General features: G+C 60.7%; 13 protein-coding genes. 9 read left to right on the top strand and 4 right to left on the bottom strand.

Translation table 11 applies throughout. The features are described from left to right. Nucleotides 1–39: 39 nt before the first annotated feature. From ACZ445_RS24880 to ACZ445_RS24860, 5 genes are all read left to right on the top strand, one after another. Nucleotides 40–681, top strand: coding sequence for a YfgM family protein (locus ACZ445_RS24880; RefSeq protein ID WP_464704420.1), 642 nt, complete (start codon nucleotides 40–42; stop codon nucleotides 679–681). After that, nucleotides 674–1825, top strand: a complete 1152-nt coding sequence (gene bamB / locus ACZ445_RS24875) for an outer membrane protein assembly factor BamB (RefSeq protein ID WP_058423369.1) — start codon at nucleotides 674–676, stop codon at nucleotides 1823–1825. The genes ACZ445_RS24880 and bamB overlap by 8 nt, the downstream gene beginning before the upstream one ends. A 134-nt stretch (nucleotides 1826–1959) precedes the next feature. Beyond that, nucleotides 1960–3429, top strand: coding sequence for a ribosome biogenesis GTPase Der (der, locus tag ACZ445_RS24870; RefSeq protein WP_464707691.1), 1470 nt, complete (start codon nucleotides 1960–1962; stop codon nucleotides 3427–3429). A 135-nt stretch (nucleotides 3430–3564) separates the two neighbouring features. Then, nucleotides 3565–4713 (top strand): pyridoxal phosphate-dependent aminotransferase, encoded by a 1149-nt coding sequence (locus ACZ445_RS24865; RefSeq protein WP_179028898.1) that lies wholly within the window; start codon nucleotides 3565–3567, stop codon nucleotides 4711–4713. After that, nucleotides 4701–5492 carry an amidohydrolase gene (locus tag ACZ445_RS24860; protein ID WP_058423366.1) on the top strand — a complete coding sequence of 264 codons (792 nt, stop codon included), beginning with the start codon at nucleotides 4701–4703 and terminating at the stop codon, nucleotides 5490–5492. The genes ACZ445_RS24865 and ACZ445_RS24860 overlap by 13 nt, the downstream gene beginning before the upstream one ends. A gap of 164 nt (nucleotides 5493–5656) precedes the next feature. Here the strand turns inward: ACZ445_RS24860 and leuA are convergent, their stop codons facing one another. The 4 genes from leuA to ACZ445_RS24840 all read right to left on the bottom strand — a co-directional run bounded on the left by leuA (nucleotide 5657) and on the right by ACZ445_RS24840 (nucleotide 10766). Then, nucleotides 5657–7336 (bottom strand): 2-isopropylmalate synthase, encoded by a 1680-nt coding sequence (gene leuA / locus ACZ445_RS24855; protein ID WP_058423365.1) that lies wholly within the window; start codon nucleotides 7334–7336, stop codon nucleotides 5657–5659. 324 nt (nucleotides 7337–7660) lie between these two features. After that, nucleotides 7661–8482: a peptidoglycan DD-metalloendopeptidase family protein gene (locus ACZ445_RS24850; RefSeq protein WP_464707690.1), complete on the bottom strand. Its 822-nt coding sequence runs from the start codon at nucleotides 8480–8482 to the stop codon at nucleotides 7661–7663. Between the two features lie 3 nt (nucleotides 8483–8485). Beyond that, complete coding sequence (gene xseA, locus ACZ445_RS24845) at nucleotides 8486–9865, bottom strand: exodeoxyribonuclease VII large subunit (RefSeq protein ID WP_464707688.1); 1380 nt, start codon at nucleotides 9863–9865, stop codon at nucleotides 8486–8488. Nucleotides 9866–9875: 10 nt separating this feature from the next. Next, nucleotides 9876–10766, bottom strand: coding sequence for a LysR family transcriptional regulator (locus tag ACZ445_RS24840; RefSeq protein ID WP_179028896.1), 891 nt, complete (start codon nucleotides 10764–10766; stop codon nucleotides 9876–9878). A 99-nt stretch (nucleotides 10767–10865) separates the two neighbouring features. Here ACZ445_RS24840 and ACZ445_RS24835 point away from each other — a divergent pair, with 99 nt between their 5' ends. The 4 genes from ACZ445_RS24835 to guaA all read left to right on the top strand — a co-directional run bounded on the left by ACZ445_RS24835 (nucleotide 10866) and on the right by guaA (nucleotide 15595). Then, a complete protein-coding gene (locus tag ACZ445_RS24835) occupies nucleotides 10866–11633 on the top strand; it encodes a sulfite exporter TauE/SafE family protein (RefSeq protein WP_058423361.1) in 768 nt (255 codons plus the stop codon). Between the two features lie 135 nt (nucleotides 11634–11768). Next, nucleotides 11769–12317 carry a hypothetical protein gene (locus ACZ445_RS24830; protein ID WP_021492272.1) on the top strand — a complete coding sequence of 183 codons (549 nt, stop codon included), beginning with the start codon at nucleotides 11769–11771 and terminating at the stop codon, nucleotides 12315–12317. Between the two features lie 150 nt (nucleotides 12318–12467). Next, nucleotides 12468–13937, top strand: coding sequence for an IMP dehydrogenase (gene guaB, locus ACZ445_RS24825; RefSeq protein WP_010207937.1), 1470 nt, complete (start codon nucleotides 12468–12470; stop codon nucleotides 13935–13937). Between the two features lie 80 nt (nucleotides 13938–14017). Further along, nucleotides 14018–15595, top strand: a complete 1578-nt coding sequence (guaA, locus tag ACZ445_RS24820) for a glutamine-hydrolyzing GMP synthase (RefSeq protein WP_464707687.1) — start codon at nucleotides 14018–14020, stop codon at nucleotides 15593–15595. Nucleotides 15596–15625 lie beyond the last annotated feature (30 nt).

Raw genomic sequence — 15625 nt, 5'->3', positions numbered from 1 at the left:
CTGTCGAACAGCCGAATTTAGCGATTAAGGAGTATTGGGGTGTCGAGTACTGATGATGAGCAACTGGCCGAGTTCAAGGACTGGTGGCAGCGCAACGGCAAGCCCCTGGTTACTGGCGGCCTGCTGGCTTTAGTGGTGGTGTTCGGCTGGCAAGCCTGGACCAAGTATCAGGCCAACCAGTCCCAAGGCGCCTCGATCCTCTATCAGCAATTGCTGGAAACCACTCTGACGCCGGACGGCAAGCCCAACCCTGCGCAGGTTGCAGACCTGGCCGGCAAGCTGAAGAACGAATTCGGCGGTAGCACCTACGCCCAATACGGTAGCCTGTTCGTCGCGAAAGTCGCGGTCGACACCGGCAAGCTGGACGACGCTGCCGCTGAGCTGAAGGCCATCGCCGACAAGCCGACCAACCCGACCCTGGGTGAAATCGCACGTCAGCGCCTGGCGCAGGTACTGGCGGCACAGAACAAGGCTGACGAAGCACTCAAACTGCTCGACGGCGATGCTGACAAGGCATTTGTAGCCACTCGCGAAGAGCTCAAGGGCGACCTGTTGGTCCAATTGGGTCGTACCGACGAAGCCAATGCTGCGTACAAGAAAGCCAAGGCGGCGCTGTCTGATGAAGCGGCGGTCGGTGGCTTACAAATCAAGCTGGACGACTTGGCCAAAGGGGATGCGTGACGTGATCCGTTGGAAACATGCAGCATTGCTGGCTCTGGCCGTTCTGGCCGCGGGTTGCAGCAGCAACAGTAAGAAAGAATTGCCGCCTGCGGAGCTGACCAGCTTCAAGGAAGAAGTGGTCCTGCAAAAGCAGTGGAGCCGCTCCATCGGTGACGGCCAGGGCGAAACCTATAACATGCTGGTACCGGCCATCGACGGTGACAACATTGTCGCCGCTGACGTAACTGGTGTAGTGGTCTCCATGGATCGCATGAACGGCGACGTGAAGTGGAAGAAAGACCTCGAAATTCCGGTATCCGGCGCCGTAGGCGTGGGTTACGGCATGGTCTTGCTCGGCACGCTCAAGGGCGAAGTCGTGGCGTTGGATTCCAGCACCGGTGAAGAGAAATGGCGCGCTCGCGTGACCAGTGAAGTGCTCGCACCGCCTGCCACCAACGGCGATATCGTCGTGGTGCAAACCCAGGACGACCGTGTGATCGGCCTCGACGCCAGCACCGGCGCACAGCGTTGGTTGTACGACAGCACTCCTGCGGTGCTGACGCTGCGCGGTACCAGTGGTCCGATTGTGACCAACAATCTGGCCGTTGCAGGCCTGTCGACCGGTAAAGTGGTCGCCTTGGATACCCAGAACGGCGTGCCGGCCTGGGAAACCCGTGTGGCCATCCCGCAAGGTCGTTCCGAGCTGGACCGCGTAGTGGACATTGACGGCGGCTTGCTGTTGTCGGGTGAAACCCTCTATGTCGCCACTTACCAGGGCCGTGTTGCGGCTCTGGACCTGCAGAGTGGCCGCGTCAACTGGCAGCGTGATGCTTCCAGCTACGCCGGTGTCGCCCAAGGGTTTGGCAGCGTCTATGTCAGCCTGGCGTCCGGCACCGTTGAAAGTGTCGACGAACGTTCCACCACCGCATTGTGGAGCAACGACTCCCTGGCGCGCCGCCAGCTGTCGGCACCGGAAGTGTTCTCCAGCTATGTAGCGGTCGGCGACTTCGAAGGCTACCTGCACCTGCTGAGCCAGGTGGACGGTCGCTTTGTCGGTCGCGAGCGTATCGACAGCGACGGCCTGCGTGCGCGTCCGCTGGTGGTGGGTAACATGCTTTATGTGTTTGGCAACAGCGGCAAGCTGGAAGCCCTGACCATCAAGTAAGAACTATGCTTGGGGTAACACCCAGGCGGCCCCGCTTCGGCGGGGCATGCGGCATTTGATTATGCTGCCCCGAGCACCAGCCGCTGCCTTGCAGCGGCTTTTGTATTTTCTGAAATAACGAAGTGGAGAGCCGCATGGTTCCCGTAATCGCCCTGGTGGGCCGACCTAACGTCGGCAAGTCCACCTTGTTCAACCGCCTGACCAGGACTCGCGACGCCATCGTCGGCGACTTGTCCGGTCTGACCCGTGATCGCCAATACGGTGAGGCAAAGTGGCAAGGGCGCTCCTACATTATCGTCGACACCGGTGGTATCTCCGGTGACGAGCATGGCATGGACGAAAAGATGGCCGAGCAGTCGCTGCTGGCCATTGAAGAAGCCGATGTCGTGTTGTTCCTGGTGGACGCCCGTGCGGGCTACACCGCTGCCGACCAGATGATTGGCGAGCACCTGCGCAAGCGCAACAAGCGTTCCTATCTGGTCGCGAACAAGATCGACAACATCGATCCTGAAGCTGCCCGTGCCGAATTCAGCCCGATGGGCCTGGGCGATGCGATTCCGGTCGCAGGTGCGCACGGTCGCGGTATCACCCAGATGCTGGAAATTGCCCTGCGCGATTTCTCCAAGGATGACGTCGAGGAAGAAGAGGGCGAAGAAGAAATCGTTGCCGAAGGTGAGGAAGCCAAGCGCATTCCTGGCCCGAGCGAAAAAGACGGTATCAAGATCGCTATCATCGGTCGTCCCAACGTCGGCAAGTCGACCCTGGTCAACCGCATGCTCGGTGAAGACCGGGTCATCGTCTACGACCAGCCCGGCACCACCCGCGACAGCATCTACATCCCGTTCGAACGTAACGAGGAAAAGTACACGCTGATCGACACCGCCGGTGTGCGCAAGCGCGGCAAGATCCACGAGGAAGTTGAAAAGTTCTCGGTGGTGAAAACCCTGCAGGCGATCAAAGACGCCAACGTGGTGATCTTCGTGATGGACGCCCGCGAAGGCGTGGTGGACCACGATCTCAACCTGCTGGGCTTTGCCCTGGAGGCCGGTCGTGCCCTGGTGATCGCGATCAACAAGTGGGACGGCATGACGCCGAGCGAGCGCGACTTCGTCAAGGTCGAGCTGCAACGTCGGCTGTTCTTCGTCGAGTTCGCCGACATCCACTTCATCTCGGCACTGCACGGCACCGGCGTGGGCAACCTGTACGCTTCCGTGCAGAACTCGTTCAAGTCCGCAGTGACCCGCTGGCCGACCAACCGCCTCACCCAGATTCTGGAAGATGCGGTTGGCGAGCACGCGCCGCCGATGGTCAACAACCGCCGGATCAAATTGCGTTACGCCCACTTGGGTGGTGCCAACCCGCCGATTATCGTGATTCACGGTAACCAGATCGAGAAGGTGCCGAAGTCCTATGTGCGTTACCTGGAAAACACCTACCGCCGTGTCTTGAAACTGGTCGGTACGCCGATCCGTATCGAGTTCAAGGGTGGTGAGAACCCATACGAAGGCAACAAGAACACACTGACTGACCGTCAGGTGAACAAGAAGCGTCGTTTGATGACTCACCACAAGAAGGCCGACAAGAAGCGCCGCGATAAGAAGTAACGGCAGCTTCAAGTTGTCAGCTACAAGCTACAAGAGAGGGCTCCTTTGGAGCCCTTTTTTGTGCGCGGTAGTTTCTCGCTTGACCTGCTTGCGGCTTGCAGCTTAAAACTTGTAGCTCACCCGAAGGGGGCTCCCATGATCACCAGCAAGCTGCCGAATGTCGGCACGACCATTTTCACCACCATGTCGCAACTCGCTGCCGAAACCGGTGCGCTGAACCTGTCCCAGGGCTTTCCGGACTTCAATGGCCCCCAGGGTTTGCTCAATGCAGTGGGCAAGCATATCGCCCTCGGGCATAACCAATACGCGCCCATGGCCGGCCTGCCGGTGCTGCGTCAGCAGGTGGCCGCCAAGATCGCCCGTAGCTATGGCGCCACAGTTAATGCCGACACTGAAGTGACCATCACTCCAGGCGCCACCGAGGCGATCTTCTGCGCGATCCAGGCGGTGATTCGCAACGGTGATGAAGTCATCGTGTTCGACCCCAGCTACGACAGCTACGAGCCCTCGGTGGAGCTGGCGGGTGGTCGCTGCGTGCATGTGCAACTGAGCCTCAACGGCTTTGCCCTCGACTTCGAGAAGATCAAGGCGGCGCTGTCACCGCGTACGCGCATGATCATCCTCAACTCCCCACATAATCCGACCGGCGCGCTGATCAGCCGCGCCGAGCTGGACCAATTGGCCGAACTGATTCGCGAGCGTGACATCTACCTGGTCAGCGATGAAGTCTACGAACACTTGGTGTTTGATGGCGTACCCCATGTCAGCCTGCTGGCTCACGAAGAGTTGTACCAGCGTGCGTTCGTGGTCAGTTCGTTCGGCAAGACCTACCACGTCACTGGCTGGAAAACCGGCTACGTCGTCGCGCCGCCGGCCCTCACCGCGGAACTGCGCAAGGTGCATCAATACGTCAATTTCTGTGGTGTAACCCCGCTGCAGTACGCATTGGCCGATTTCATGGCGGAACACCCGGAGCATGTCGACGAGTTGCCAGCGTTCTATCAGGCCAAGCGCGATCTGTTCTGCGACCTGCTGGCGCCATCGCGCTTCAGCTTTACCCCAGTGACCGGCACCTACTTCCAGCTGGTGGATTACTCACAGATCCGCCCGGACCTGGATGACGTCGCCATGTCACTGTGGATGACCCGCGAGCATGGCGTGGCGACGATTCCGGTCTCGGTGTTCTACCAGACCCCACCCCAAGGCCAGCGCCTGGTGCGCCTGTGCTTTGCCAAACGCGAGGAAACGCTGCAACAAGCGGCTGAAAAACTATGCGTGATCTGAGTGCACTGCCGAACCTGAACATCGCCCTGGTCCAGACCAGCCTGGCCTGGCACGACCGCCAGGCGAACCTTGAGCACTTCGAGTTATTGTTGGAGCAGGCGAAAGGTGCCGATCTGATTGTATTGCCGGAGATGTTCACCACCGGTTTTTCCATGGAGTCTGCGACCCTCGCCGAACCCGAGAACGGGCCAACTCACCGTTGGCTCCAGGCCCAGGCCGCGAAGTACAACGCCTTCATCACTGGCAGCGTGATCATCCAGGCCGCCGACGGCAGCCACCGCAACCGCCTGCTGTGGGCTCGGCCGGATGGCGAGGTGTTGCATTACGACAAGCGCCACCTGTTCCGCATGGCCGGCGAGCACAACCATTACACGCCCGGAGAGCGCCAGGTGCAGTTCGAAGTGAAGGGCTGGCGTATTCGCCCGTTGATTTGCTACGACCTGCGCTTCCCGGTGTGGAGCCGCGATGCTCAGGATACAGACCTGCTGCTGTACACGGCCAATTGGCCGGGGGCGCGGCGCTCGCACTGGAACCGACTGCTGCCGGCGCGGGCCATCGAGAACCTGTGTTATGTGGCGGCGGTGAATCGGGTGGGCACGGATGGGAAGGGCTTTGCCTACACCGGGGATAGCCAGGTCTTGGACTTCCAGGGCGAGACCCTGCTGAGTGCGGGGGAGGCGGATGGGGTGTTCCAGGTCAATCTGGATGCGGCAGAACTGGCCGCGTATCGCACGCGGTTTCCGGCGAACCTGGATGCCGATACTTTCCAGTTTGTCTGACAGACCGCTATCGGGGGCAAGCCCCCTCCCACATTTTGAATGTATTCACAAATTAAAGTGTGGGAGGGGGCTTGCCCCCGATGAGGCCCTCACAGACCACAAAAAACAAAAAAAAAGGCCCCAGGATTCATATCCAGGGGCCTTTCACATTTTAAGCAGACTGCTTACGCTGCTTTCGCTTCCTGCTGGCTCAACGAACGGTTCAGCGCACTGAACAGCGCCTTGAAGCTGGCTGTGGTGATGTTTTCATCAATCCCCACACCGTGCACCGGACGCTCGCCGTTCACACGCAGTTCGATGTAGGCAGCCGCCTTGGCGTTGGTGCCCGCACCGATTGCATGTTCGTTGTAGTCCATGATCTCTACGCCAATCGGCAAGCCGGCCACCAACGCTTCCAGGGCGCCGTTGCCTTTGCCTTTCCAGTGCAGGTTGGTTTCGCCCTGGCCCTTGCCCGCGACTTCCACCTCGACAAAGCTGTTGCCGTTTTCTTCCTGCAGGCGATGGCTGACCAGCGCATACGGGGTATTGGCTTGCAGGTATTCGCGCTGCAGCAAGGCGTAGATCTGCGGTGCGGTCATCTCCAGGCCCACGCGGTCGGTTTCGGCCTGTACCACCTGGCTGAACTCGATCTGCATGCGACGTGGCAAGCTGATGTCGTATTCCTGCTCCAGCAGGTAGGCGATGCCGCCTTTGCCCGACTGGCTGTTCACGCGTATCACCGCCTCATAGCTGCGACCGATGTCGGCCGGGTCGATCGGCAGGTACGGCACTTCCCACAGCGCATCGTCTTTCTGCTGGGCGAAGCCCTTGCGGATCGCGTCCTGGTGAGAGCCGGAGAACGCGGTGTGCACCAGGTCGCCGACGTACGGGTGACGTGGGTGAACCTGAATCTGGTTGCACTCTTCGACGACTTTGCGGACGCCGTCGATGTCGGAGAAGTCCAGCTGCGGGTCGAGGCCCTGGGTGTACATGTTCAGTGCCACGGTGACCAGGTCGACGTTGCCGGTACGCTCGCCGTTGCCGAACAGGCAGCCTTCGACACGGTCGGCGCCGGCCATCAGGCCCAACTCGGTAGCCGCTACGCCGGTGCCACGGTCGTTGTGGGTGTGCAGGCTGATGATCACGCTGTCACGGCGATTGATATGGCGACCGAACCATTCAATCTGGTCGGCGTAGATGTTCGGCGTGGCGCATTCAACGGTGGCCGGCAGATTGAGGATCATCTTGTGCTCGGGCGTCGGGTTCCACACTTCGATCACCGCGTCACACACCTCCTTGGCGAACTCCAGCTCAGTAGCGCTGAAGGTCTCCGGGGAATATTCGAAGGTCCACTGGGTTTCCGGCTGCTGGGCGGCGTATTTGACGAACAGCTTGGCGGCGTTGACCGCAATGGCCTTGATGCCTTCCTTGTCCTGGTTGAACACGATACGGCGGAAGGACGGCGACGTGGCGTTGTACAGGTGCACGATGGCTTTCTTGGCGCCGCGCAGGGATTCGAAGGTGCGTGCGATCAAGTCTTCACGGCCCTGGGTCAGCACCTGGATGGTGGTGTCCTCGGGGATGTGGCCGTCTTCGATCAGGGTGCGCACGAAGTCGAAGTCGGTTTGCGACGCAGCAGGGAACGAAGCTTCGATTTCTTTCACGCCGACGGCGACCAGGGTCTTCCAGAAGCGCAGCTTTTTCACTGCGTCCATCGGCTCGATCAGCGACTGGTTGCCATCACGCAGGTCGGAGCTGCACCAGATCGGCGCTTCGGTGATGGTCTTCGATGGCCAGGTGCGGTCCGGAATATCGATGGTCGGGAACGCGCGGTACTTCGAAGACGGGTCTTTGAGCATGCTCATCGGGAAATCCTTTGTTGTAGGGGCCGAGAAAAGGCGGCCTGCCGTAGAACTGTTTTTAGGGATAAAACGTAAAGACGAGGCAGATCGATTCAGCCTGGCAGTCGTGCGCTGACGAGGCACAGGCTGCGGTGCTGGCGGAGCTGAATGAGGGTGTGAGAGGTTTTCATAAGCTCAACCCTAACCGTCAGGGTGAAAGATGGCAAGCAGTCGCTAAAAATTGAGAGAAGTTCTTCTGTTGGCGTAGGAAACGAGATCTTATGCCTGAAGATGATTCAATGCCTGGATATAATTGCGCGCCCATTATCGAGCGCGCAATCCAGCGTTTCAGGGTTGGAACGCGCCGATAAAGATCGCCGGGTCGACCCGCGCATCGTTCAGGCTGACGTTCCAATGCATGTGCGGGCCGGTCGCACGGCCAGTCGAACCGACCTTGCCCACCACTGCGCCGCGTGTGAGCTGATCGCCCACTTTCACGTCGATCTTCGACATGTGGCAGAACATGCTGATAAAGCCCTGGCCATGGTCGACGAACACCGTGTTGCCGTTGAAGAAGTAGTTGCCCACCAGGATCACCTTGCCGTTGGCTGGCGTCTTGATCGGCGTACCGGCCGGCACCGCAAAGTCCAGGCCCGAATGAGGGTTGCGTTCTTCACCGTTGAAGAAACGCCGCACACCGAACTTGCTCGACAGCGGCCCGTTCACCGGTTTGTCCAGCACCAGGTTGCTCGGCAGGCTAGGGCTGAAACTGCGGTAGGCCTTGAGCTGCACCGCCAATTCGCCTTCGATGCGCTTGAGCTGCGCCGGGTCAGGGTTTACCTGGCTTTTGTTTTTCAGGGTGATGCGTTGTTCCGGGTACTTTTTGTAGCCGACGATAAACGGCAGGTTGCGCCCGCCGCTGCTGATGCGCTCATTGCCAGGCTTGATCGTCAACGGAATACCGACAATCGCCAGCCAGGTGTCCGCTTCTTTCACCACCAGTACCGGCTTGCCCAGGTACGTGGCTTTGGGGGCGGCAGCGGAAGGGCCGAGTTCGACCACGGCAACCCCGCCAGGCACGGGCTTGTTGAGGGTTCGGGTAATGTAGCTGTCGGCCTGCGCGTTAAAGGCAAGGCACAGCAGCATCAACACACTGAAGAGACGTGGCATCGATCAATCCAATAACGAAAGGGTGACGGGTGTCAGGTGGTTGTCTTCCACCCGCACTTGCAATTGGCCCTCACCGAGGCGGGCGCTCAGGCGCTGGCCGGTGTGGGTCTGCGCGGCATTGCGAATGGCGTGGCCGCGCTCATCCAAGAGGATGCTGTAGCCACGGCCCAGGGTCGCCAGCGGGCTGACCACGTGCAGCGTCTGCATCTGACTTTGCAATTGCAGGCGCCGTGCCTTGAGGCCTTCGCGCATGGCGCGGGGCAGGCGTTCGGCGAGGCTGTCCAGGCGTTGGCGCAACAGGGTCAACTGGCGGCCCGGGTGCTGGCCGGCAAGGCGCGTTTCCAGGCGGATCAGGCGTTCACGGCGGGTATTGAGGCTGCGCTCTAGGGCGCGGCGCAGACGCATGTCCAGGTCATCCAGGCGCTGGGCCTGCTGACGCAGGCGCTCACCGGGGTGACGCAGGCGTCGGGCCATGCCCTCCAGGCGCAGGCGGTCGTGGCTCAAGCGGTTGCGCATCAGCAGCACCAGGCGGCGGCGCAGGTTTTCGACCTGGCGTACCAGATGGCCGGCGTCTGGCGCGAGCAATTCAGCGGCGGCGGAGGGGGTAGGGGCACGCACGTCGGCCACGAAGTCGCTGATCGATACATCAGTTTCATGGCCAACGGCGCTGACGATTGGCGTGACGCAGGCGTCCACCGCACGGGCCACGGCTTCTTCGTTGAAACACCAGAGGTCTTCCAGTGAGCCGCCGCCACGGGCCAGGATCAGCGCATCGAAGCCACGGGCATCCGCGAGTTTCAACGCGCGCACAATCTGCGGGATCGCTTCGCGGCCTTGCACGGCGGTGGGGATCAGGGTCAGTTCAATGTTGGGCGCACGGCGACGGAACACACTGATGATGTCGCGGATCACCGCGCCGGTCGGCGAGCTGATAATGCCGATGCGCCGAGGATGCGCCGGCAGCGGCACCTTGCGCTCGGCACTGAACAGGCCTTCGGCGCTGAGCTTTTCCTTCAGCGCATCGAACGCCAGGCGCAACGCGCCATCACCGGCCGGCTCCACCGTATCGAGGATCAACTGGTAATCACCCCGGCCCTCGAACAGCGAAACCTTGCCGCGCACTTTCACCGCCAGGCCATCCTTCAGCGCCTGGCGCACCCGCGCAGCGTTGTTGCGAAACAGCGCGCAACGCACCTGGGCGCCGCTGTCCTTGAGGGTGAAATACACATGCCCGGAGGCCGGGCGAGCGAGGTTGGAGATTTCGCCTTCGACCCAGATATTGGTGAACACGTCTTCCAGCAACACCCGCGCGCGGCCGTTGAGCTGGCTGACAGTCAGGACTTCGCGGTCCAGGCCCAGACGGGCAAAAGGATCTTTAATCATGGGCGGCAGTTTATAGGCATTCGTGCAAGGTTTGACAGAACTGCTCCACCAGCGCGCTCGGCGCCTGTGCGCACGCCAGGGCCACGGTACTGAGGCAGTCCGGGTCGGCCAGGGGTAAAAAGTGCACGTTGGCGGGGGCGATGTCCTGCATGGATTTTGGTAACAAGGCAATACCGAAGCCGGCCTGGATCAGTTGCAGCTGGGTGGTCTTGCGTGACATCACCCTTGCGGCCTTGGGGAAAAATCCGGCACGCATGCACAACTCGGCTGACAGATAACTCAAGCCGCCGCGCTGGGGGTGGGGTATTGAAATAAACGCTTCGTCCTTCAATTGCCCTAGCTCGATGGGCGCATGACTACGCGCTAACGCATGGTTGGGCGGTACGGCCAGCAGCAGGCGCTCGCTATACAAAGGTATCACTCGAACCCCCTCGCGCTGGCGCAGCACCGGCAAGCGCAGCACGCCGACCTCAAGGCGACCGTCGGCGATTTCTTCCAACTGCGCTTCGGAGGACAGTTTGACGATATCCATCGATACTCCAGGGCAGCGCTCCAACCAGGTGCTGATGCCCTGCAGCAAAGGGCCGCTCATCGGCACAGTGCTCGAATGGCTCAGGCGCAGCGTGCCCAGTTCGCCATTACCCACTTGGGTCGCCAGTTCGCTGGCCTTGAGCAGTTCACTCAGCAGGTTGCGCGCTCGCGGATAGAACGCCTCACCCGCCGCCGTGAGCCGCGGTTGGCGTGCGGTGCGTTCGAACAGCGGGGTTTGCAGCTGGGTCTCCAGCTCCTTGATCTGTCGGCTCAGGGCCGATTGCGCCACGAACAGGCGCTCGGCGGCGGCACTGAAACTGCCGCTGTCGGCGATTTCGACGAAGTAACGCAGTTGGCGGGTGGAAATCACGCGTCATGCCTTTTCGAGATAAGTAGAGGGTTTCGATGATATTAGTCGCATCCCTCGTCGATCGCTAAAGTGATGGCCATCTCTAACAAGGAATACCCCATGAGCCCGGTTGAGCTGATGAGTCAGTGGTCGTTTGGTGGTGTGGATTGGCTGGTGATCGGCCTGGGCATCGTTGTGGCCTATATCGTGTTCGGTATCGCGGGATTCGGTACCGCGTTGGTGGCGGGGCCGCTGCTGATCCTGTATATGCCGCTGTCGAAGATCATCCCGCTGCTGGTGTTGCTGGATTTTGTCGCGGCGTTTGGCAATCTGCTGCAATCGCGGCGCGATGTGAACAAGCCGGAGCTGCTGCGATTGCTGCCGTGCATGGCGATTGGCTGCACACTCGGTGTGGTGTTTTTGCTCAACTTGCATTCGGACCTGTTGCTGTTGTTGATGGGCCTGTTTATCAGCGCCTACGCGCTCTACAGCCTGGCGGTAAAGGCACGGCCGACGCAGTTGGCGGCGGGGTGGTCGATACCCATGGGTACGGTGGGCGGGTTGTTTGGTGCGTTGTTTGGCAGTGGTGGCTTCTTATATGCGATCTACCTGAACAGTCGTCTGCCCAAAGACGCGGCGCGCGCCACCCAGAGTGCGTTGATCAGTTGCAGCACGGTGGTGCGCCTGAGCCTGTTCCTGGTGGCCGGGGTGTATGCTGATTTACCGTTGTTGATGTTGGCGCTGTGCCTGCTGCCGGCGATGGCCCTCGGGCTGTGGTGTGGGCGCAGGTTGACGATGCGCATGTCGCGCGAGGCGTTTGTGCGGCTGGTGACCTGGCTGGTGCTGGCCAGCGGTATTGCATTGATCGGGCGGTATTTGAGTACTTGACCTGGTTTTTTCAGGGATTAAGCTGCCTGCCTTCAGGGCCTCTTCGGGAGCAAGCCCCCTCCCACATTTGGAATGCATTCCCCTGTGGGAGGGGCTTGCCCCCGATGACGCCAGTGGCCACACCGCAGGACTCCCATGAATTCCCAAAGCATCCTTGTCCCGAAAATCTCCACCTTGCCCGTCCACGAACCCCGCGCCCGGGCGATCGTGCGCTGGCTGGTGCGCAAGAACATCATCAAGGAAGAGCTGACCACCTGTGGCCGCACCGGCAACCGCATGGGCTATGCCCTGGCCGATGGCGCCCGCGCCGTGGTGCTTTACCCCGAGGCACTGCCGTTCAACGAGCCGATCAATGGCCTGGAGATCATCTACAAGCGCTGCATCTACACCCCGGCCAAGGGCTTTCTCGAAGAGGCCGGTTGCCCGGAGTGCCGCAAGGAAGTCGGTGAAGCACTGTTTGAAAGCCTGGAAGACTGGATGCCCGGCCACACCGACAACTTCACCTGCCCGCTGTGCGGGCATGAAGACGACATCAACGGCTTCCTGTTCCTGCAGGAATGCGGGTTTTCCAACCTGGGATTTATCTTCAACAACTGGGCGGAGGCAGGGTTCAAGCAAAGTTTTATCGACGAATTCGCCGATTGGCTGGACCAGAAGATGAGTTGGGTCAAAGTCGAGTTGTAACCCTTATCCTGATCGTTCCCACGCAGAGCGTGGGAACGATCATTTCTCCATCTATCAGTATTACCAAGTTTGTCAGAGTTTTACATTGAGCCCGACAGGGTGCATGTATATAATGGCGCGCTTCCATTTTCCCGCTCGGGAGCCCCCGCGATGCTGCGTATCAGCCAAGAAGCTCTGACATTCGACGACATTCTCCTAGTGCCCGGTTATTCCGAGGTACTTCCTAACGAAGTCAGTCTCAAGACCCGCCTAACCCGTGGCATCGAGCTGAATATTCCCCTGGTTTCCGCTGCCATGGACACCGTCACCGAAGCCCGTCTGGCCATCGCCATGGCTCAGGAAGGCGGCATCGGCATCATCCACAAGAACATGACCATCGAGCAGCAAGCTGCCGAAGTGCGCAAGGTCAAGCGTTATGAAGCCGGTGTGGTGAAAGATCCGATCACCATCGAAGCCGACGCCACCGTGCGTGACCTGTTCGACCTGACCCGCCTGCACAACATCTCCGGCGTTCCGGTACTGCACGATGGCGACCTGGTCGGCATCGTCACTTCCCGAGACGTGCGTTTCGAGAACCGTCTTGAAGTCACCGTCCGCGAAGTGATGACGCCCAAAGAGCGTCTGGTCACTGTCAAGGAGGGCGCCGACAAGAACGATGTGCGCGAACTGCTGCACAAGCACCGCATCGAGCGCGTGCTGATCGTCGACGACAAATTCGCCCTCAAAGGCATGATGACCGTCAACGACATCGAAAAAGCCAAGGCTTACCCACTGGCCAGCAAGGATGACCAAGGTCGTCTGCGCGTTGGCGCTGCGGTCGGCACCGGTAAAGACACCGGCGACCGCGTTTCGGCGCTGGTCGCTGCCGGTGTGGACGTAGTAGTGGTCGACACTGCCCACGGCCACTCCAAAGGCGTGATCGACCGCGTGCGTTGGGTTAAGCAGAACTTCCCTGAAGTACAAGTGATCGGCGGCAACATCGCCACCGGCGCAGCCGCGAAGGCCCTGGCCGAAGCGGGCGCGGATGCGGTCAAGGTCGGTATCGGCCCTGGCTCGATCTGCACCACCCGTATCGTCGCCGGTGTCGGCGTGCCGCAAATCAGCGCCATCGCCAACGTTGCTGCTGCCCTCGAAGGCACCGGCGTACCGTTGATCGCCGACGGCGGCATCCGTTTCTCCGGCGACCTGTCCAAGGCCATCGTGGCCGGTGCTTCCTGCGTGATGATGGGCTCGATGTTCGCCGGTACTGAAGAAGCGCCAGGCGAGATCGAACTGTTCCAGGGCCGCTCCTACAAGGCTTACCGTGGCATGGGTTCGCTGGGCGCCATGTCCCAGGCGCAAGGCTCTTCCGACCGTTACTTCCAGGACTCCTCGGCAGGCGCCGAGAAACTCGTCCCGGAAGGCATCGAAGGCCGTGTGCCGTACAAAGGCACCCTGAGCGCGATCATCCACCAACTGATGGGCGGCCTGCGTTCCTCGATGGGCTACACCGGCAGCGCCGACATCGAAGAAATGCGCACCAAGCCTGAGTTCGTGCGGATCACCGGCGCCGGCATGGCTGAATCCCATGTCCACGACGTGCAGATCACCAAGGAAGCGCCAAACTACCGCGTAGGTTGAGGCTTCCAGCAAAATGTTAAGTAACCGGGGCTGTTCTTCAGCCCCGAGTTGTTTCTGATTCATTAGACGAGACTGACTTCATGGCCCTCGACATTCACGCCCACCGCATCCTGATCCTCGATTTCGGTTCCCAGTACACCCAGTTGATCGCCCGCCGCGTGCGCGAAATCGGCGTGTACTGCGAACTGCATCCGTTCGACATGCACGACGAAGCGATCCGCGAATTCGCACCGAAAGGCGTCATCCTCGCCGGTGGCCCCGAGTCCGTGCACGTAGCCAACAGCCCGCGTTGCCCGCAAGCGGTATTCGACCTGGGCGTACCGGTCTTCGGCATCTGCTACGGCATGCAGACCATGGCCGAGCAACTGGGCGGCAAGGTTGAAGGTTCCGAGCTGCGTGAATTCGGTTATGCCCGTGTCGACGTGGTCGGCAAGAGCCGCCTGCTGGACGGCATCGAAGACCACGTCGACGCCGACGGCCTGTTCGGCCTCGACGTGTGGATGAGCCACGGTGACAAGGTCACCAAGATGCCACAGGACTTCCACATCCTGGCCAGCACCCCGAGCTGCCCGATTGCCGGCATGTTCAGCGACGAGCGTCGTTACTACGGCGTGCAGTTCCACCCGGAAGTGACCCACACCAAGCAAGGCGGCCGCATCCTGTCGCGTTTCATCCTCGACATCTGCGAGTGTGAAGCGCTGTGGACCCCGTCGAAAATCGCTGAAGACGCCATCGCCCAAGTGCGCGCCCAGGTCGGCACCGACAACGTCTTGCTTGGCCTGTCCGGTGGCGTTGACTCCTCCGTGGTTGCCGCGCTGCTGCACAAAGCCATCGGCGACCAGCTGACTTGCGTCTTCGTCGACAACGGCCTGCTGCGCCTGCACGAAGGCGAGCAGGTGATGGCCATGTTCGCCGAGAACATGGGCGTCAAGGTGATCCGCGCCAACGCCGAAGATCAGTTCTTGAATAACCTGGCCGGCGAGTCCGACCCGGAGAAGAAGCGCAAGATCATCGGCCGCACCTTCATCGACGTGTTCGATGCCCAGTCCAACAAACTCGACAACATCAAGTTCCTCGCCCAAGGCACCATCTACCCCGACGTGATCGAGTCGGCCGGCGCCAAGAGCGGCAAGGCCCACGTGATCAAGTCCCACCACAACGTGGGTGGCCTGCCTGAGGAAATGAACCTCAAGCTGGTAGAACCGCTGCGCGAACTGTTCAAGGACGAAGTCCGCCGTCTGGGCCTGGAACTGGGCCTGCCGTACGACATGGTCTACCGCCACCCCTTCCCAGGCCCGGGCCTGGGCGTGCGTATCCTGGGTGAAGTGAAGAAGGAATATGCCGACCTGCTGCGTCGCGCCGACCACATCTTCATCGAAGAACTGCGCAAAGCCGACTGGTACCACAAAGTCAGCCAGGCCTTCGTGGTGTTCCAGCCGGTGAAATCCGTGGGTGTGGTAGGCGATGGCCGTCGCTACGCGTGGGTTGTGGCCCTGCGTGCGGTAGAAACCATCGACTTCATGACCGCCCGCTGGGCACACCTGCCGTACGAACTGCTGGAGACTGTCAGCGGTCGTATCATCAATGAGATCGAAGGCATTTCGCGCGTGACGTATGACGTGTCGAGCAAGCCGCCGGCGACGATTGAGTGGGAATGATCCGGCAGCGCTGCATGAAAAAACCGGCCT

Source organism: Pseudomonas allii, assembly GCF_055380095.1.
The sequence above is the reverse complement of the archived record's forward strand: the minus strand, read 5'-3'. Positions and strand labels throughout refer to the sequence as shown.